An 18,900-nucleotide genomic window follows, 5' to 3' on the forward strand; every position below is an offset into this window, starting at 1 on the left:
GGGCGAGCAACATGCAACACGACATCCACGACCTCGCCAGCACCGACAACGTCGTCATCGTCGGCGGCGGCCTTGCCGGACTGTTCTGCGCGCTCAAGCTCGCGCCGCGGCCAGTGACCTTGATCTCTGCGGCCCCGCTCGGGCACGGTGCGTCCTCGGCATGGGCGCAAGGCGGCATCGCGGCGGCCGTCGCCGAAGGTGATACGCCGGAGGCACACGCTGCCGACACCGTCGCGGTCGGCGGCGGCCTCGTCGACGAAGCCGTTGCGCTCGGCATTGCGCGGGAGGCTGCGCCGCGCATCCACGATCTTCTCGCCTATGGCGTGCCGTTCGACCGCGATCTCGACGGCAGGCTTGTGGTCGGACGCGAAGCTGCGCATTCCGCGAGTCGCATCGTGCATGTGCGCGGCGATGGCGCCGGCGCCGCAATCATCGCGGCCTTGAGCGAGGCTGTGCGCCGCACGCCCTCGATCCGCCTGATGGAAGGCTTCGTCGCCGAAGCACTGCTGACCGAGGACGGCGCGGTCACCGGGCTTCAATTGCGCGAGGCCGGCAATCCCGCGGCACGGCCGCTCGTGCTCGCCTCGCGCGCGGTCGTGCTTGCGACCGGTGGGCTCGGCCATCTCTACGCCGTCACCACCAACCCGTCGGAAGCGAGCGGCTCGGGCCTTGCGATCGCCGCCCGCGCCGGCGCCGTGATTGCCGATCCTGAATTCGTGCAGTTCCACCCGACCGCCATCATGGTCGGCCGCGACCCGGCACCGCTCGCCACCGAAGCCCTGCGCGGCGAAGGTGCAACGCTGATCAATGGCAACGGCGAGCGCTTCATGAGCGCCCGCCACCCGCTCGCGGAGCTCGCGCCGCGCGATATCGTGGCGCGCGGCGTGTTCGCCGAGATCGCGGCCGGGCGCGGCGCCTTCCTCGATGCGCGACAGGCGCTGGGCGCGCGTTTCCCGACGAGTTTTCCGACCGTGCATGCGAGCTGCATCGCTGCCGGCATCGATCCCGCGGCGCAGCCGATTCCGATCGCGACGGCCGCGCATTACCACATGGGCGGCATCGCGGTGGACGCGCGCGGTCGCAGCTCGATCGACGGTCTCTGGGCCGCCGGAGAAGTCTCCTCCACGGGCGCGCATGGCGCCAACCGGCTTGCCTCGAATTCCCTGCTCGAAGCCGTCGTCTATGCCGCCCGCATTGCCGACGACATCGCCGGCCGCACTGTGCCCCCGCCGGCACGCCTTCCCGAGTCTTTGGTGACACCACGCGCCGGCACGCCGGATGCTGCGGAGGTGAAGCGGCTGCGCGCAATGATGAGCGCGCATGTCGGCGTGATCCGCGACGGTGATGGGCTTGCGCAAGCCGTGCGCCATTTCGTCAGGCTCGAGCGCGAGGCCGGACGCAGCGTCCTCGGCAACATGGCGATTTCGGCCCTGCTCGTCGCCGCTGCGGCCTGGACGCGGCGCGAAAGCCGCGGTGCGCATTGCCGTTCCGATCATCCGGCCGAGAACCCAGCGCTGGCGCAGAGAACGATGACCACGCTCGCCGCGGCGCGCGAGGTCGCGGAGAGCCTCGACGAGCGCCCGCGGCCACGCCTTGCGCAATCCATGATCGCCTGAAGGAGGCCCCATGATCACCCCGACCTCACTGCTCTATCCCGATGCCTTCCTCTCGCCGCTGGCGATCGAGGCGGCCGTTGAGCGCGCGCTCGACGAGGATCTCGGCCGCGCCGGCGACATCACCTCGCTGGCGACGATCCCGGAGGCGACGCGCGCGCAAGCCATCCTGGTCGCGCGCCAGTCCGGCGTGATCGCCGGATTGCCGCTGGCGCTCGCGACCTTGCAGAAGCTTTCGCCCGAGATCGAGGTGCGCGCACATGTCCGCGATGCCGCGCGGGTTGCGCGCGGCCAGCACGTGCTGACGATCTCGGGCCCGGCGCGCGCCATTCTCACGGCGGAGCGCACCGCGCTGAACTTCGTCGGCCGGCTGTCGGGCATCGCCACGCTCACCGCGGACTATGTCGCCCGCACCGAAGGCACCAGGATGCGCATCTGCTGCACGCGCAAGACCACGCCGGGATTGCGGGCGCTGGAGAAATACGGGGTGCGCTGCGGCGGCGGCTTCAACCACCGCTTCGGGCTCGACGATGCGATCCTGATCAAGGACAACCACATTGCGGTGGCCGGCGGCATCCGCCCGGTGCTGGAGCGCGCCCGCGCCCATGCCGGCCATCTCGTCAAGATCGAGATCGAGGTCGACACGCTGGCGCAGCTGCGCGAGGTGCTCGAGAGCGGGATGGCCGATGCGGTGCTGCTCGATAATATGGACCTTGCGACGCTGCGCGAGGCGGTGAGGCTCAACGCGGGCCGCCTCGCGCTGGAGGCGTCCGGCGGCGTCACGCTGGACTCGATCGCCGCCATCGCGGCCACCGGCGTCGACTATGCGTCGGCCGGCGCCCTGACGCATTCTGCGCCGAATTTCGACTGTGCGCTGGACATCGAGGCGTGACGAATTCTTCTCCCTCTCCCGCTTGCGGGGAGAGGGTTGGGGTGAGGGGCCTCTCTTCGCACATGCCCGCAAGCGGGGCGAGGTAAGAAAACTACCGCCGCTCGGCCATCTCCGCGGAGCTCTTGGCTTCCTGCGCGAGCGCGGCGGAGAGCGCGGCGGTTTGCGCGGGCGTGCCCCAGCTCGGCAACTCGCTGCCGTCGCCCCAATTGCGCGGCCGATAGAAGGTGTGCACGCCGGTCTTGTACAGCTTCTTCATCTCGGCGACCCAGGACGGGCGGACCCAATAGGCATGGTAATGCGTGGACTTGCCGACCTCGGGCAGCCAGATCTGTCCGTCGAGCATCGCCTTGGAGATCTTCTTGGCGCGCTCCCACATTTCGGGTTCGCGGATCACGTCGGCATTGTTGTCGCAGGCGAAGGTGAACTGACAGGCCAGGTGACGGTGCTTGTTCTGGTAGACCGCGCCGCATACGGTGTCAGGATATTTGCCGGAGAAGACGCGGTTCATCACCACTTGCGCCACCGCAATCTGGCCGCGCACGGCTTCGCCGCGGGCCTCGAAATAGACGGCTTCGGCAAGACACTTCTCGGACTTGGCGCGCGACTTGTCGTCGAGCGCGAGTCGCTCCGCCGGCGACTTGCCGCGCTGGTTGTCGGCGTTGACCTCGCCCTTCGGCGCGACGCTCTCGCCGCTCTCGATGTCCTTGGCGATCTCCGCCGTCGGCGGGGTCAGCGAGGCCGTCACCTTCATGTCGGGGTCGGGCATCACGATCAGCGGCTCGGCGCCGGGCTGCCAGCTCTCGATGGTCTCGAGATTGCCGCCCAGCGAGGAGCTGCCGAAGAACAGGCTCGATGTCTTGACGCTGAAAGGATCGCGCGCGGGAACAGCCGGCGCCGTGGCGCGCTTCAGCGCTTCTAGCGGCTGCACCGCGAACGCGCGCGCAGCCTCGCTCGCCTGCGGCGGATTGGAATATTGCGGCAGCGGCGGCGCGCGCATCGCCTCCTGCAGCTCGGGATCGAGCGGGGCCGCGGATTCCGGCGACATCGCCGGCGGCAATGCGGCGGTCTTGGCGCCGAACACCGAGCTGTTCGAGGTCGCGGGATCTTCCTTGGCCGGTGCTGCAGCCGGCGCGGCCGTCTCAGGCGACTGAGTCGGCGGGACGATTGCGAGGCGATCGCCCTTCAGGGCGCGATCGACCTTGGGAAAGTCGGATGCGTGGTAGCGCGGCGGTGCCTGAAGCGCCGGATTGCGGCGGATCGCGCCGGTGACGTCGCCGCCGTCGAGGCTCGCGAGCCGAACCATCGCGCTCTGCGGAACCGAGGTGCCGATGGGGCGGGAAAAACTGTAGGTGGCAAGCTGGATCGAGGACGCAGCGGAGAACACCTGCTTCTGCCACCGCTCGGCGACGCCGGGTTGGCGCGCCAGCAACGAGGCAATGTCCTGATAGCCGGTCTCTCTCGGCATCAATGCGAAGATGCAGAGACCGATGCCGAAGGACGCGAACCGCGCGCCCTTCGGATGGTTACGCAACACAGACATCGATACGCTCACGCTACGCTTACGCTGGTTCGATCGAACTCAGTACATCCGTGCAATTCGATCTTTATTGTGAGTATCTAATTTAGGTTGCCGGGGCGTTAATCGGCGTTGCGCAGGCGGCACACTCAAGCGAATGCAGGTGTTTTCACGGGGCGACGTCGCGCATTGGTAAATGCGGCCTCACGTGAAGCGGTAAACATCGGGTCAACGCGAATGGTGAAGGAACTCTTGCGCCCCCGCGTACCATCACGGGAAGCTGTTGGGGGAGCGCCTGTGCGATGACGACGGTTGCGAGGGGCCAACGCGCCCCTCACTCGGCGATCAGCTTCAACCACTCGTCTTCGGTCAGCACCTTGACGCCGTGCTTGTTGGCGTCCGCGAGCTTCGAGCCGGCGCCGGGGCCCGCGACGACGAGATCGGTCTTTTTCGAAACCGAGCCCGACACCTTGGCCCCGAGCCGCTCGGCCGTCGCCTTGGCTTCATCCCGTGTCATCTTCTCCAGCGAGCCCGTGAACACCACGGTCTTGCCGGCGACGGCCGAATTGCTCTTCGGCTTCTCGGCGTCGACGATCTCGACCTCCTTGGTCAGGCGTTCGACAATGCCGCGATTGTGACTCTCGCCGAAATAATCGGCGATGCTCTTGATCACGGTGTCGCCGATCTGGTCGAGCGCGTCCATGTCCGCGATCGCCTCCTCGTCGCCCTTGGCAACCTTGAGGCAGGCATCATGGAAGGCGTCCCACGAGCCGTAGCCGCGCGCCAGCGCCAGCGCCGTGGTCTCGCCGACATGGCGCATGCCGAGCGCGAAGATGAAGCGCTCCAGCGCGATCTTACGCCGGCTCTCGATGGCGCCGAACAGGTTGCGCACGGAGGTCGCGCCGTAGCCTTCGATCTCCTCGAGCTTGAGTTTCGCGTTGCGCTTCTCCAGCGTGAAGATGTCGGCGGGCTCCTTCACCCAGCCCTCGTCGAAGAAGTACTGGAGCTGCTTCTCGCCGAGGCCGTCGATGTCGAAGGCCCGCCGCGACACGAACAGCTTGAGATGCTCGATCTTCTGGTAGGGACAGGCGAACTCGCCGGTGCAGCGGGCGCGCGAGCCCTCCTCGCCCGTCGCCGTCTCCTCGCGCACGACGTCGGTGTGCAGCGGACACGGGCACTTCTTCGGGAAGTGGAATTCCCTGGCGCTCTTCGGCCGCTTGTCGAGGACGACGTCGACCACCTGCGGGATGACGTCGCCGGCGCGCTGAATCACCACGGTGTCACCGATCCTGATGTCGCGCCCCTCGCGCAGCACCTCGCCCTTGTTGCCGATGCCCCTGATGTAGTCCTCGTTGTGCAGCGTGACGTTCTGCACGATGACGCCGCCAACGCCGACCGGCTCGAGCTTGCCGACCGGCGTGAACGAGCCGGTGCGGCCGACCTGGATCTCGATGTCCCGCAGCACCGTCATGGCGCGCTCGGCCGGGAATTTGTGCGCGATACCCCAGCGCGGCGTGCGCGAGACGAAGCCGAGCCGCTCCTGCCAGTCGATGCGGTCGATCTTGTAGACGACGCCGTCGATGTCGTAGTCGAGCCGCGCGCGCTGCTCCTCGATCGCATGATGAAAGGCGAGCAGTTCCTCGACCGAGTGACAGAGCTTGGTGAGCGGATTGGTCTTGAAACCGCAGCGCTCGAACCAGCCGATCATGCCGCTCTGCGTGTCTTCCGGCATCGCGCTCATCTGCCCCCAGGCATAGGCGAAGAACCCGAGCGGACGGGAGGCGGTGATGGTCGGGTCCTTCTGGCGGAGCGAGCCGGCGGCCGAATTGCGCGGGTTGGCGAAGATGGTGTCGCCTGCCGCCTTCTGCCGTTCGTTGAGCGCCAGGAACGCCTTCTTAGTCATGTAGACTTCGCCGCGCACCTCGCAGATGTCGGGGATGTTGCGGCCCTTCAGCTTCTGCGGCACGTCTTCGAGCGTGCGGATGTTGGCGGTGACGTCCTCGCCAACCGCACCGTCGCCGCGCGTCGCGGCGGTGACGAGCTCGCCGCCCTCATAGCGCAGCGACATCGAGAGGCCGTCGATCTTCGGCTCGGCGGAGAAGCCGATCTTGTCGTCGTCGAGCTTCAGGAAGCGCACGATGCGGCCGACGAAGTCGCGCACGTCCTCCTCCGCAAAGGCGTTGTCCAGCGACAGCATGGGCACGGCATGCGGGACTTTCTTGAAGCGTCCTGACGGCGCGGCGCCGACCTTCTGCGAGGGCGAGTCCGCGGTGACGAACTCGGGAAAACGCGCCTCGATCGCGTTGAGGCGCTGGCGCAGCGCGTCATATTCGGCGTCGGTGACGGTGGGCGCGTCCTCCTGATAGTAGCGCTCGTTGTGCCCCTCGATCTCGAGGGCGAGCCGCTTATGCTCGACCTTGGCCTGCGCCTTGGTGAGCTCGACGACGTCGCGTAGCGGTGTTGCTTTGGATTTTGCTGCTCTGGCCATGGCGCTTGGATACGACGGAGCGGGCGGGAGGGTAAAGGCTTGTGGAAATCTCGTGCCCCGGACGCAGCGCAGCGCTCCTTCAGCGGTGCGCTGCAGAGCCGGGGCCCATGTCGCGGCAGGCATTCTGGGTCCCGGCTCGCGCTACGCGCGTCCGGGACACAAGCCTAAGCCGTCGCCGCCTTGAGCAGCCGTTCCGCCGCAGCCCTCGCCTCGGCCGTGATCTCGGCGCCGGCGAGCATGCGGGCGATCTCCTCGCGGCGGTGGTCGGCGGCGAGCGCATTGACGCGGGTGGCGACGCGCTTGCCCTTGTCGAGGGCGTCCTTGGAGATGAGCAGGTGCTGGTCGGCGCGGGCGGCGACCTGCGGGGCGTGGGTCACGGCCATGACCTGGACCTTGCCGGCAAGCCGCGCCAGGCGCCCGCCGATGGCGTCCGCGACCGCGCCGCCGACGCCGGTGTCGATCTCGTCGAAGACGAGCGTCGGCGCCGAGCCGCGGTCGGACAGCACGACCTTGAGCGCGAGCAGGAAGCGCGACAGCTCGCCGCCGGAAGCGACCTTCATCAAGGGCCCCGGTCTGGTGCCCGGATTGGTCTGCACCCAGAACTCGACGCGATCGAAACCTTGCGGCCCGGGCGCAGCCTCGTCGGTCTCGACCTGGGTCATGAACCTCGCGCGTTCGAGCTTGAGCGGGGCAAGCTCGGCATTGACCGCCTTGTTGAGCTTCTCGGCCGACTTCTGCCGCGCCAGCGACAGCTTCTTGGCGGCCGCCGCATAGCGGCTGTCCGCCTCGATCGCGGCCTGCTCCAGCTTCTTCAAGCGCGAGGCGCCGGCATCGATCAGGACGACGTCGGCGGCGTATTTGGCGGCCAGCGCGGCGAGGCCGTCAACCGGGGTCGAATATTTGCGAGACGCCGCACGCAAAGCAAAAAGCCGTTCCTCGATGCGCTCGAGCTCGGCCGGATCGAAATCAGTTGCGGCCAGCGCCGCCTGGAGATGCTGATCGGCCTCCTCCAGCGCGTTGATCGCCGCGTCGATTGCCTTTACCGCGGGCTCGACCAGCGCCGGCGAGTTGACGCCGCGGCGCTCCAGCCGGCGCACCGCCGCCGAGAGCGCGGCAACCGGCGAATGATTGCCGCCGACCGCCTCCTGCGCCTCGCGCAGGTCGGAGGCGATCTTCTCGCCCTGCATCATGGTGGTGCGGCGGGAGGCCAATGCGGTTTCCTCGCCGTCCTTGGGCGCGAGCTGCTTCAGCTCGTCGGAGGCGTGGCGCAGATAATCGGCCTCGCGCGCCGCGCGCTCCATGGCGGCGCGATGCTCCTCCAGCGCGGTGTTGGCGGTGCGGCGCGCATCCCAGAGCGCTTCGACGGCCGCGACGTCCTTCTCCAGGCCGGCAAAAGCGTCGAGCAGGCGGCGGTGGGTGGCGGCATCGACCAGCGCGCGCTCGTCGTGCTGGCCGTGGATCTCGACCAGGGCGGTGCCGACCGCCTTCAGCGTCTGCACGCTGATCGATTGGTCGTTGATGAAGGCGCGGGTGCGGCCGTCGGCGAGCTGCACGCGCCGGAGAATCATCTCGCCGGTGTCGTCGAGGCCATTCTCGGCCAGTATCTTCGTCGCAGGGTGATTCTTCGGGACATCGAACACGGCCGTGACCTGCCCCTGCTCCGCGCCGTGACGCACGAGGCCGGCGTCGCCGCGGCCGCCGAGCGCCAGCGCAAAGGCATCGAGCAGGATGGATTTGCCCGCACCGGTCTCGCCGGTCAAAACCGCGAGGCCGGAGGCGAATTCGATATCGAGCCGTTCGATCAGGACGATGTCACGGATCGACAGACGCGCCAGCATGGAACCAAATTTCCTAGCCGAGACCCATCTTCTTGAAGGTCCGGCTGATCCAGGACCCCTGATTCTCGCTCGGCTCGAGACCGCCGGATTTTACAAGATTATAGGCGTCCTTGTACCAGCGGCTGTCAGGAAAATTGTGCCCAAGCACCGCCGCCGCGGTCTGCGCTTCGCCAACGATGCCGATCGCCATATAGGCCTCGGTGAGCCGGAACAGCGCCTCCTCGACATGGCGAGTGGTCTGGTACTGCGTCACGACGGTCTTGTAACGATTGATGGCGGCCGTGTAGTCGCGCTTCTGGGCGTAGTAGCGGCCGACATTCATTTCCTTGCCGGCGAGCTGGTCGCGCGCGCCCTCGATCTTGGCCTTGGCCGAGGTCGCATATTCCGAGTTCGGATATTTGCGCACCACCTCTTCCAGTGCGGCGATCGCCTTTTCGGTGCGGGTCTGGTCGCGGCTGATGTCCGGGATCTGGTCGTAATGGGAGGCGGCGATCAGGTATTGCGCATAGGCCGCATCCGGGCTGCCGGGATGCAGCGTGACGTAGCGGGTGGCGGCACCGATGCAACCGTCATAATCGCCGCCCTGATAGGACGCATAGGCCGACATCAGCAGCGACTTGCGGGCCCAGTCGGAATAAGGATGCTGGCGGTCGACCTCTTCGAACTTCTTGTTCGCCGCCTTCATGTCCTTCTTCTCGTTCATGAGGTACAGGCCCTCATTGTAGATCTTGTCGGCGGGCTCCTCGACGAAGGTGTCATCCTTGGCGGTGAACTTGTCCCAGAGCGCGCCCGTGCCGCATCCGGCGAGCGGCAGCGCAAGAACGATGAAGGTGACGGCCTGAATCAGCCCGCGGGCTCGCGACGAGACCGAGAAAAATCCGCGCGTCATACGCTGTGCCGACATGAGTTTAAGCCCTGACGCCCTGTGATGCGGTGTCCGCCAGCCCACGAACCCCTCATGGGCGCGAAATGTAACCGTGGTGCCTGCCACGCGACCACGCCGATGTATCCGAAAACGATCGTTAACGAACCGGATAGGGAGGCATTTCGCCCGGATTAAGGCGAACCTGCCGTAATGCTAGCCGATCATGGTTACCAGGAGTTTCCCGGGGCCGCCAACCACGTTCCGAAGGCGACAGGCCGCGTCAGGACACATCCGGTCCGAAGGCCGCAGCGACCCGGCCGCCGACGATGCCACGACCGACCTCGCCCACGGCACGCGTGGTGCGGCGGGCAGCCTCGCCCTCGACCACCCGCCAGGCGGTCCGGTCGGCGAGCAGCGCCGTCAAGACGGCGTGGTTGAGCTTATGACCGCCACGCACGGAGCGGTAGGCGCCAAGCAGCGGCAGGCCGGCCAGCGAAAGGTCGCCGATCACGTCCAGCACCTTGTGACGGGCGCATTCATCGGCGTAGCGCAGGCCCTCGGTGTTGAGCAGCCGCTCGTCGTCGAACACGACAGTGTTGTCGAAGGAGGCGCCGAGGGCATAGCCGGCGCTCCAGAGCCGCGCGACGTCGCACATCAGGCCGAAGGTCCGGGCCCGGCCGACTTCACGGCGGAAACCTTCCGGATTGAGGTCGAAGGCGTAAGCCTGCTGGCCGATGACGGGATTGGTGAAATCGATCTCGACCTCGACGCGGAACCCGTTGGTGTGGGGCCTGACCTCGCCGAAGGAGTCGCCGATCTTGACCGAGATCGGCTTCAGAACCTGGATGAAACGGCGCTGCGCCGGCTGGGTGACGATGCCGGCCTGGTCGATTGCCGCGATGAAGGCGGCGGCGCTGCCGTCCATGATCGGGACTTCGGGACCGTCGATCTCGATGGTGGCGTTGTCGACACCCATTCCCCGCAGTGCAGCAAGCACATGCTCGGCAGTGGACACCAGCGGACCGTTGCGGTCGCCGAGGACCGTGGCAAAGTCAGTCGCAATCACTTGCTCGGCGGTGGCCTGAACTTCGCGGTCACTTCCCTCAAGTCCGGTCCGGACAAAAATAAAACCCGCGTCGACAGGCGCAGGCCCAAGCGTGAGAGTGACGGGAAGACCGGAATGAACGCCCACGCCTGCCACAGAGGCTTGCGCACGAAGCGTTGTTTGCCGGCTAAATTTCATCAGGAACCCGCCCCACTAAGACCCACTGCGACTTATACGAGACCTGCTTGGCCGGCCAGAGCCGACGCTACCGAATCTCCGTATCCCCAAGTCACGGCAAACCATAGTTGCAGCCTCAAACAGCGCCAACTCACGCTTTTTTACCGATTGTTACCCCAAACCTGCCGTATTCGCGCCAAGGCTTAACCAAATTGCGCCGGGTTTCGGGACCGCTATCGGCAGTTCTACTGAACCACCGAAGCCGTAATTAATCATTTAAAATCAGTTGTTTGACTGCTCAATCCGGACATGCCCGGGACAAAAGGAAAGGTCCCGGCGAGCTCCTCGCCGGGACCTTTTTTCGTCTGCCTTATTGTAACAATCCTCAGGTGGCCTGCCGCCGCAGGAAGGCCGGGATATCAAGATGGTCGTCACCCTGTGGCGCCGGCGCAACAGGCGCGGGGCGGCCATGGACGTCCAGACCCTGCGGCGCGGGACGGCGGGCATACTCCGATACCGGCTCGTTGGACGCGATCTGCTGCGCCACGGTCTTCTGCGGCCTGCGCTCGGGCAGCGGCGGCATGGCGGGACCGGCGGTGCGGGCCGCGACCGGTGGCTCGCTTTCCTCGTCGCGACGGCCGAGGCCGACATTGGCGAGGCGCTGCAGCAGCGACAGGCGGGTCTTCTGCGGGGTCTCCTCCTCAGCCTCGCCGCGGGCCTGCCGAATCTCGGCTTGCGCCGGCATCGGCAGCTCCTCGATTCGCGGCATGCGCGGCGCGCGGGCCGGACGCTCGGCCTGCGGCGGGATGAAGGTATCAGGCGTCATCGGCTCCTGCACCGCGACCGGGGCCATGTCGGCCTCCGGGAACAGGGTCGGCTTCTGCGCGATCGGGCGCACGGTGACGTCGCCATAAGTCTGTGGCGCGGGCGGCTGCGGCACCTCGGAAACGGCAGCGGCGATCGCGGCGAGCGCAGCACGCTCGACGTTCGGACGGGGCGCGGCGGCAGCCGGAGCCGGCGCGGCGGCCGGGGTCTGGGCTTCCAGCTTCTGAGCGCGCTCGGCCAGACGCTGATTGTCGGCACGCAGCCGGGCGGTCAGGTCGGCGAGACGGCTCTCGGCGGCGGCGGCCGGGGCGGCAGCCTGCTGCATCTGCGGTGCCGGGTTGGCGACGGGCGCGGAGGTGGCCTGGCTGTTGCGGGCGATCGCGGCCTGCTCGATACCGGTGGCGACCACCGAGACGCGGATCAGACCGTCGAGCGCTTCGTCGAAGGTGGCGCCGACGATGATGTTGGCGTCCTGGTCGACTTCCTCGCGGATGCGGGTCGCGGCTTCGTCGACCTCGAACAAAGTGAGGTCCTTGCCGCCGGTGATGGAGATGAGGAGGCCCTTGGCGCCCTTCATCGACGAGTCGTCGATCAGCGGGTTGGCGATCGCGGCTTCCGCGGCGGTCAGCGCGCGCTTGTCGCCGGAGGCTTCGCCGGTGCCCATCATCGCCTTGCCCATCTCGCGCATGACGGCGCGGACGTCGGCGAAGTCGAGGTTGATCAGGCCTTCCTTGACCATCAGGTCGGTGATGCAGGCGACGCCCGAATAGAGCACCTGGTCGGCCATCGCGAAGGCGTCGGCGAAGGTGGTCTTCTCGTTGGCGACCCGGAACAGGTTCTGGTTCGGGATGATCAGGAGCGTATCCACGACCTTGTGCAGCTCGGAGATGCCGGCTTCGGCCGTGCGCATGCGGCGCTGGCCCTCGAAGTGGAACGGCTTGGTCACCACGCCGACGGTGAGGATGCCCATGTCGCGCGCGGTCTTGGCGATGACGGGAGCTGCACCCGTGCCGGTGCCGCCGCCCATGCCTGCGGTGACGAACACCATGTTGGCGCCCGAGAGATGGTCGCGCAGCTCGTCGATCACCTCTTCCGCTGCCGCGGCGCCGACGTTCGGCTGCGAGCCGGCGCCGAGGCCTTGCGTGACGGCCGTGCCCATCTGCACGATGCGCTGCGCTTTTGACATCGTCAGCGCCTGCGCGTCGGTGTTGGCGACCACGAAGTCGACGCCCTGCAGGCCCGCCGTGATCATGTTGTTGACGGCGTTGCCGCCGGCGCCACCGACGCCGAACACGGTGATCCGGGGCTTCAGTTCGTGAATATCAGGAACATTGATGCTGATGGTCATGGTTGCCTCTCGATCACGCGCGCGTGGGTTCGCCCCGGCCGGTGGCCGCGGGAGTTGGTGAAAATCGAAGATTGCGGAAAGCGGTCATCAGAAGCCCTCGCGTAGCCATCGTCCGACCTTTCCGAAATATCCGCCGGTCCCTGTCTTGATCTGCTGCCGCGTATGCCGCGGTTCGACATGTTCGAGGTGAACATATTGCGGGTAGACCAGAAGTCCGGCCGGCACCGCGAACGCGGCGTTCTTCGCCTCGTTGGGAAGCCGGCCGAAACCGAGCGGACGACCGACCCGCACGGGCCGGCTGAGAATCCGGGTGCCAAGATCGACGAGGCCGGTCAGCTGGGAGGCCCCGCCCGAGAGCACGACGCGGCCGTTCGGCTCTGCGGCGAAGGGCGAATCCTTCAGCTTGTCCCGAACCATTTCGAAGACTTCCTCGGCACGGTGCTTGACGATGTTCGCGATGGTGGCGCGGGAGACGATCTGCGGCAGATCCTGCTCGTCACCGGCTGTCGGCACAGACATCAGCTCACGCGAGTCCGATCCGCCGGTGATGACGGTGCCGTATAAGGTCTTGATTCGCTCGGCATCGGCAATGGTCGCCGAGAGTCCGCGCGCAAGATCCATCGTGATGTGTTGCCCGCCGACCGCAAAACCCGCCGCGTGCACAAAGCGGCCGCCCGAATAAACGGCAATCGTGGTGGTGCCGGCGCCCATCTCGACGACAGCGGCGCCGAGATCGGCCTCGTCGTCGGTCAGCACCGAGAGTCCGGCCACATAGGGGCTCGCTGCCATGGCTTCGACATTGATGTGGCAGCGCTCCACCGCCAGCATCAGGTTCCGCGCCACGGTGGCGTCGCAGGTGACGACGTTCATGTCGACGCCGAATTGGTGCGCGACCATGCCGCGGGGATCGCGGATGCCTTTGACACCGTCGAGCGTGTAGCCGACCGGCAGGGCGTGCAGCACGGTGCGGCCTTCGCCGGTGGCGTGGCGCATGCCGGTGGAGGTGACGCGGCTGACATCGGCCGGCGTCACGGCGCCGCCACGAATGTCGGCGGCAGCCTCGACCAGCTGGCCGGCGAGCCGGCCGCCGGAGACCGACAACAGCACGGACTCGACCCGCACCTTGGCCATCTTCTCCGCAAGCCCGACGGCCTGGCGCACCGCCTGCTCGCATTCGCCGAGATCGATCACCGCGCCGGCCTTCATGCCGCGCGCCTGGATCTGGCTGTAGCCGATCAATTCCACCGCATGGGTGCGGCCGCGCAGCGCATCGCTCGGCGGCGAGGGCTTCAGCCGCGCGATCATGCAGGCGATCTTGCTGGTGCCGATGTCGAGGCAGGCGACGATGCCGCCGCGCTTGTGCGGCATCGGGCGCGTCTTCGGCGTCTGGGTGCGATCGAGACCGGTCATGCGGAATCCCCGGCCTTCTTTTTCTTCTTGTCCTTGAACAGCTCCTCGCGCGCCTTGGCGGCGTCCTCGGAGAGCTGCACCACCAGCCGGTCCGGCAGGCGCATGTCGACGGCGACGATATCGCGCGAGAACAGCCTGTCCTCCTTGTCGAGCTTCGACAGCATCGCAAGCGCGTTGCCGACGTCCTGCTCGGGCAGGCGAATGTCGAGACCGTCCTTGAGCCGCAGGTTCCAGCGCCGCTCGCCGACGTAGATCGCAGCCTTGGTCACCGAATGGACCTGCGGGTAGCGCGCCAGCAGCGCCAGGAAATCGCGGGCCTGGGTCTCGGCGCCCTTGCCGACCACGAGCGGCAGCGACAGGAAGCGGCGCGAGACATAGGGCTCGAGCACGGCGCCGTCGTCGGCGATGACGGAGAGCCGGCCGGCCTCCTGCCACAGCGCGAACGCCTTGCGCTCGGTGAGCTCGATCATGAGCTGGCCCGGATAGAGCTTCAGCACGGTCGCATCCGCGATCCAGGGATTGGCCTTGAGCTTGTCGCGCACCGCCTCGGCATCGAGGAACAGCAGCGAGGAGCGGCCGCTGACGCCGCCGATCGCGAGGATCTCGTCCTGGGTCAGCTGCTTGCGGCCGTTGATGACGACGGAGGTGATGCGGAAGCCGGCGGAATTGGCCAGCGCATTGCGGGCATCGCTGACCGCGGTGACGAAATCCTGGAGGTGGCCGCCCTTGACGATGCCGAAGCCGCAGCTGCCGATCAACAGCAGCACGGTCATGCTGAGGCCGACCCGGCGCGGCAGATAGCGCTCGACCAGCGCGACCAGGCGCGGCGGCGGCTCGCGCTCGACGACGGCCTTGGCCTGGGCTTTGGCTTTGGCCTTGTCCCTGGCGGCAGCGCGCGCCTCTTCGCGCTTGACCTGCGCCCACTCGCGCAGAAGCACGACCGCTCCGATAGCGGCCGCCTTCAGGTCAGCTTGGGGCCTCAGCGATCCGAAAAGCGATCGGGTGAGGCGTCCTGCACCATCCATTGCACGAGCTCGTCAACAGTTTGCCCGCGACATCGCGCGGATCCTGGCGAACATGACGTCTCGGACTTGCCGGGCCGGGTGCTGGTCTTCAGCAGAAGAAAACCTCTCCCCTTCAAAGCGTTCGCTGGAGGTGACATCACCCGCGACAGCTCACGCGCCGGCAGCCAAAGCGCCATATGCGCCGCCAGCGTTAACCTTCGGACGTCCTGGTAAACAAAAGGTAAAATTCGTTAACGACCTGCGCATTTTGCCTCGCGATATCTGGCATTTGCGCCGCCATGTCCGGCATTTTACCGGTTTTGGCCACCAAACCGGCCCGTTTCGCCGGTCCGGCCGTTAACCAGTCCTGACTATTTCCGCACGCGCTGGCAGGCGAGCTCGACCAGGCCGCGCAGGAAGTCGACGAACTCGATGCCTTCGGCTTTCAGCGCCTTGGGGTAGAGCGAGGACTTGGTCAGCCCGGGCAGCGTGTTGGTTTCGAGATAGACGAGGCCCTTGTCCGAGACGATGAAGTCAGAGCGGGAGTAGCCGGTGCAGGACATTGCGCAATGGGCCAGCATCGCCTGCTCCTTAAGCGCGGCGGTGATCTCGGGTGCGAAGCGGCCGGGGCAGATCTCCTGGGTCGATTTCAGAAGATATTTCGCCGCGTAGTCGAAATTGCCCTCGCCCGGAATGATCTCGATCGGCGGCAGCGAGATGATCGAGCCGTCGGTGCGCTCCAGCACACCGCAGGTCGCCTCCACGCCGACGATGTAGGGTTCGATGACGTACTCTTCATGCTTCGCTGCGTTGCGGACAGCGACGAGGTCCTGCTTGGCATTGACGAAGATCAGGCCGTAGCTCGACCCGTCGCGCGCGGGCTTTGCGATCAGCCTTCCATACTCGGCGAAAGCCTCGTCGATATCATCGAGCGCAAGATTTTCCGGCGGCGTCACGCCGCCGAGCGCGGCGAAGCGCTTGGCTGCGATCTTGTCGAAGGCCAGATGCGACGACGCCGAGCCCGAGCCGGTGAAGGGCACGCCGCGCGCCTCGCACATCACCTGCAATTCGCCGTTCTCGGCCCGCCCGCCGTGCAGGCCGAGCACCAGCACGCGATCCTCAGCCTTGGCCCGGTCGAGCGCCTGCGCGAGCGGGACGCCGCGCGTGCCCGGCTTGAATTCGTCCTCGAACGGGCGGGCATGCTCGAGCAGCTGCTTCGACTGCACGACGTGCACCTTGTCCTCGACGTCCCACCACCAGAGGTCAGCCTCGGGCAGCGCCTGATGCAGCGCCTGGGCTGTGGCAACCGAGACGAGACGCTCGCGGTTGGAGCCGCCGAAGAGGATGGTGATGCGCATGGTCATAGTCTCTCTCGTTCCGTCATTCCGGGGCGCGACGTAGTCGCGAACTACGGTGCGCAATTGCGCACCTGAGAATCCATTCATCCACGAACTCCGCCGCCCTATGGATTCCGGGCTCTCGCTTCGCGAGCCCCGGAATGACGGTGATCATGAAACCCCGATCCGCTTGATTTCCCAGTGTAGCTCGATTCCGGAATTCGCCTTCACGCGTGCACGTACCGTCTCGCCCAGCGTCTCGATGTCGTGCGCGGTGGCCTCGCCCGTGTTGATCAGGAAGTTGCAATGCATCTCCGAGACCTGCGCGCCGCCGACGCGCAGGCCGCGGCAGCCGGCGGCGTCAATCAGCTTCCAGGCGGAATGGCCGGGCGGATTCTTGAAAGTCGAGCCGCCGGTTTTCTCGCGGATCGGCTGCGCGGTCTCGCGATGGCTCTGCACCTCCGCCATGCGCGCGCGGATCGCCTCCGCATCCCTGATCTCGCCGCGAAAGCGCGCGGAGGTGAAGATGATGGAGGGATCGACGCCGCTGGAGCGGTAGACGAACTTCATCTCGGCGTTGGAGAAGACGTGCTTGGTGCCGTCGCGCCCGATGCCCCTCGCCTCGATCAGCACGTCCTTGGTCTCGTCGCCATTGGCGCCGGCATTCATGCGCAACGCACCACCGATCGTGCCGGGAATGCCGAAATAGAATTCGAGCCCACTGATATTGGCGGAGGCCGCAACTTCGGCCACGCGCTTGTCGAGCGCAGCCGTGCCGGCCGTGACGATGTCGCCGCTCGCAGTCGCCTCGCCGAAGGCGCGCGGCGCGAGACGAATGACGACGCCGGCAATGCCGCCGTCGCGCACGATCAGATTGGAGCCGACCCCGATGACGTAGACGGGAATGGCGGAGGCGAGATGCGCCAGGAAGTAAGCGAGATCGTCCTCGTCCGCCGGCGTGAACAGCACCTGCGCGGGACCGCCGACGCGAAACCAGGTGAGCTCGGCCAGCGACTGGTTCGCCAACAGCCGCCCGCGAAGCTCGGGCATCGCGGCTTTGAGTGAAGGGGTGATGTCGGGAAATCCCACCGCGCTACCCCAGCGCCTTCAACTGGTCCGGCAGCGCATACGCCCATTGCGTGATGTTGCCGGCGCCGAGACACACAACGAGATCGCCGCTCTTGGCGATGCCATGAACGATTTTGGCTAGTTCGCCGGCATTGGGCAGCGGGATCACCTCGCGATGGCCGTGGGCGCGCAGGCCGGCGACGAAATGGTCGCGGTCGATGCCTTCGATCGGCGCCTCGCCGGCAGCATAGACGTCGGCGACGACGACCGCATCGGCATCGTTGAAGCAGGTGCAGAACTCCTCGAACAGCGATTGCAGGCGGGTGTAGCGATGCGGCTGCACCACCGCGATCACCTTGCCGGTGTAAGAATCGCGCGCGGCCTTCAGCACGGCTGCGATCTCCACGGGGTGATGGCCGTAATCATCGATCACGGTGACGCCGTTCCACTCGCCGGTCTTGGTGAAGCGCCGCTTGACGCCGCCGAAGCCCGCCAGCGCCTTGCGGCTCGCCTCGTCAGACACGCCGAGCTCGTGCGCGACCGCGATCGCCGCCGTCGCGTTGGAAGCATTGTGCCGGCCCGGCATCGGCAGCGCGAGATCGGCGATCTCATGCGTGGTGCCGGTCTTGCGGTCACGGATCACGACCTTGAATTTCGAGCCGCCACCGCCGGCGGTGAGATCGACCAGCCGCGCATCGGCCTGCGGATTCTCGCCATAGGTGATGATGCGACGGTCCTCGATCTTGCCGACGAGGCTCTGCACCACGGGATGATCGATGCACATCACGGCAAAGCCGTAGAACGGCAGGTTCTCGACGAAGTGACGAAACGCGTCCTGCACCGCCTCGAAGGTCTTGAAGTGATCGAGATGCTCGGGGTCGACATTGGTGACGATCGCGACATCGGTCGGCAGCTTCAGGAACGTGCCGTCGCTCTCGTCGGCCTCGACCACCATCCAGTCGCCGGCGCCAAGCCGCGCGTTGGAGCCGTAGGCGTTGATGATGCCGCCGTTGATGACGGTCGGGTCGAGGCCGCCGGCGTCGAGCAGCGTTGCGACCATCGTCGTCGTGGTGGTCTTGCCGTGCGTGCCGGCGATGGCGACGCAGCTCTTCAGCCGCATCAGCTCGGCCAGCATCTCGGCGCGGCGCACCACGGGAATGCGTTTCTCGCGCGCGGCCATCAGTTCCGGATTGTCGCGCTTGATCGCGGAAGACACGACCACAACCTCGGCGCCGTCGATATTCTCGGCCTTGTGGCCGACCGAGACTTTCGCGCCCTTCTTGCGCAGACGGTCGAGATTGTAATTGTCGGAGGCGTCCGAGCCCTGCACGGCATAGCCGAGATTGACCAGCACCTCGGCGATGCCGCTCATGCCGATCCCGCCGATCCCGACGAAGTGGATGGGTCCGATCTCGCGCGGCAGTCTCATTTGGTTTCCTTGGGGTCATCGTCCGCGAAGGCGGACGATCCAGTA

General features: G+C 66.7%; 13 protein-coding genes. 2 read left to right on the forward strand and 11 right to left on the reverse strand.

Annotated features, from left to right (window positions below):
• The first annotated feature begins 11 nt into the window (after positions 1 to 11).
• Complete coding sequence (locus I6F36_RS28785) at positions 12 to 1,616, forward strand: L-aspartate oxidase (protein WP_225172652.1); 1,605 nt, start codon at positions 12 to 14, stop codon at positions 1,614 to 1,616.
• A 10-nt stretch (positions 1,617 to 1,626) separates the two neighbouring features.
• The gene (nadC, locus tag I6F36_RS28790; protein ID WP_225172653.1) at positions 1,627 to 2,505 is read left to right on the forward strand and encodes a carboxylating nicotinate-nucleotide diphosphorylase; all 879 of its coding nucleotides are present in this window, start codon (positions 1,627 to 1,629) and stop codon (positions 2,503 to 2,505) included.
• Between the two features lie 91 nt (positions 2,506 to 2,596).
• On the opposite strand, the gene I6F36_RS28795 is transcribed toward nadC, so the two are convergent.
• The 11 genes from I6F36_RS28795 to murC form a co-directional block, all read right to left on the reverse strand.
• Positions 2,597 to 4,045, reverse strand: coding sequence for a cell wall hydrolase (locus I6F36_RS28795; protein WP_225172654.1), 1,449 nt, complete (start codon positions 4,043 to 4,045; stop codon positions 2,597 to 2,599).
• Between the two features lie 310 nt (positions 4,046 to 4,355).
• Positions 4,356 to 6,509: an NAD-dependent DNA ligase LigA gene (gene ligA, locus I6F36_RS28800; protein WP_225172655.1), complete on the reverse strand. Its 2,154-nt coding sequence runs from the start codon at positions 6,507 to 6,509 to the stop codon at positions 4,356 to 4,358.
• Between the two features lie 164 nt (positions 6,510 to 6,673).
• A complete protein-coding gene (gene recN, locus I6F36_RS28805; RefSeq protein WP_036003579.1) occupies positions 6,674 to 8,347 on the reverse strand; it encodes a DNA repair protein RecN in 1,674 nt (557 codons plus the stop codon).
• Positions 8,348 to 8,360: 13 nt separating this feature from the next.
• Positions 8,361 to 9,251 carry an outer membrane protein assembly factor BamD gene (locus I6F36_RS28810; RefSeq protein WP_036003576.1) on the reverse strand — a complete coding sequence of 297 codons (891 nt, stop codon included), beginning with the start codon at positions 9,249 to 9,251 and terminating at the stop codon, positions 8,361 to 8,363.
• A gap of 241 nt (positions 9,252 to 9,492) precedes the next feature.
• Complete coding sequence (lpxC, locus tag I6F36_RS28815; RefSeq protein ID WP_109144668.1) at positions 9,493 to 10,455, reverse strand: UDP-3-O-acyl-N-acetylglucosamine deacetylase; 963 nt, start codon at positions 10,453 to 10,455, stop codon at positions 9,493 to 9,495.
• A gap of 364 nt (positions 10,456 to 10,819) precedes the next feature.
• On the reverse strand, positions 10,820 to 12,607 hold the full coding sequence (gene ftsZ / locus I6F36_RS28820) for a cell division protein FtsZ (RefSeq protein WP_074447532.1): 1,788 nt from the start codon (positions 12,605 to 12,607) through the stop codon (positions 10,820 to 10,822).
• 87 nt (positions 12,608 to 12,694) lie between these two features.
• The gene (gene ftsA / locus I6F36_RS28825; RefSeq protein WP_225172656.1) at positions 12,695 to 14,017 is read right to left on the reverse strand and encodes a cell division protein FtsA; all 1,323 of its coding nucleotides are present in this window, start codon (positions 14,015 to 14,017) and stop codon (positions 12,695 to 12,697) included.
• Positions 14,014 to 15,042 carry a cell division protein FtsQ/DivIB gene (locus I6F36_RS28830; protein ID WP_225172657.1) on the reverse strand — a complete coding sequence of 343 codons (1,029 nt, stop codon included), beginning with the start codon at positions 15,040 to 15,042 and terminating at the stop codon, positions 14,014 to 14,016. The genes ftsA and I6F36_RS28830 overlap by 4 nt, the downstream gene beginning before the upstream one ends.
• Before the next feature lie 350 nt (positions 15,043 to 15,392).
• A complete protein-coding gene (locus I6F36_RS28835) occupies positions 15,393 to 16,379 on the reverse strand; it encodes a D-alanine--D-alanine ligase (protein ID WP_225155735.1) in 987 nt (328 codons plus the stop codon).
• A gap of 150 nt (positions 16,380 to 16,529) precedes the next feature.
• Positions 16,530 to 17,447 carry a UDP-N-acetylmuramate dehydrogenase gene (murB, locus tag I6F36_RS28840; protein ID WP_225112586.1) on the reverse strand — a complete coding sequence of 306 codons (918 nt, stop codon included), beginning with the start codon at positions 17,445 to 17,447 and terminating at the stop codon, positions 16,530 to 16,532.
• 4 nt (positions 17,448 to 17,451) lie between these two features.
• On the reverse strand, positions 17,452 to 18,855 hold the full coding sequence (murC, locus tag I6F36_RS28845) for a UDP-N-acetylmuramate--L-alanine ligase (protein WP_225172658.1): 1,404 nt from the start codon (positions 18,853 to 18,855) through the stop codon (positions 17,452 to 17,454).
• Positions 18,856 to 18,900 lie beyond the last annotated feature (45 nt).

The sequence above is a fragment of the Bradyrhizobium sp. BRP19 genome, from assembly GCF_020194195.1.
Lineage (GTDB): Bacteria > Pseudomonadota > Alphaproteobacteria > Rhizobiales > Xanthobacteraceae > Bradyrhizobium > Bradyrhizobium yuanmingense.

Coding starts and splice junctions, on each gene's coding strand:
- I6F36_RS28810 (WP_036003576.1), bottom strand. CDS start 9,251: ATGTCGGCACAGCGTATGACGCGCGGATTTTTCTCGGTCTCGTCGCGA.
- I6F36_RS28830 (WP_225172657.1), bottom strand. CDS start 15,042: ATGGATGGTGCAGGACGCCTCACCCGATCGCTTTTCGGATCGCTGAGG.
- ftsA (WP_225172656.1), bottom strand. CDS start 14,017: ATGACCGGTCTCGATCGCACCCAGACGCCGAAGACGCGCCCGATGCCG.
- I6F36_RS28795 (WP_225172654.1), bottom strand. CDS start 4,045: ATGTCTGTGTTGCGTAACCATCCGAAGGGCGCGCGGTTCGCGTCCTTC.
- murC (WP_225172658.1), bottom strand. CDS start 18,855: ATGAGACTGCCGCGCGAGATCGGACCCATCCACTTCGTCGGGATCGGC.
- recN (WP_036003579.1), bottom strand. CDS start 8,347: ATGCTGGCGCGTCTGTCGATCCGTGACATCGTCCTGATCGAACGGCTC.
- I6F36_RS28835 (WP_225155735.1), bottom strand. CDS start 16,379: ATGCGCATCACCATCCTCTTCGGCGGCTCCAACCGCGAGCGTCTCGTC.
- lpxC (WP_109144668.1), bottom strand. CDS start 10,455: ATGAAATTTAGCCGGCAAACAACGCTTCGTGCGCAAGCCTCTGTGGCA.
- ligA (WP_225172655.1), bottom strand. CDS start 6,509: ATGGCCAGAGCAGCAAAATCCAAAGCAACACCGCTACGCGACGTCGTC.
- I6F36_RS28785 (WP_225172652.1), top strand. CDS start 12: ATGCAACACGACATCCACGACCTCGCCAGCACCGACAACGTCGTCATC.
- ftsZ (WP_074447532.1), bottom strand. CDS start 12,607: ATGACCATCAGCATCAATGTTCCTGATATTCACGAACTGAAGCCCCGG.
- nadC (WP_225172653.1), top strand. CDS start 1,627: ATGATCACCCCGACCTCACTGCTCTATCCCGATGCCTTCCTCTCGCCG.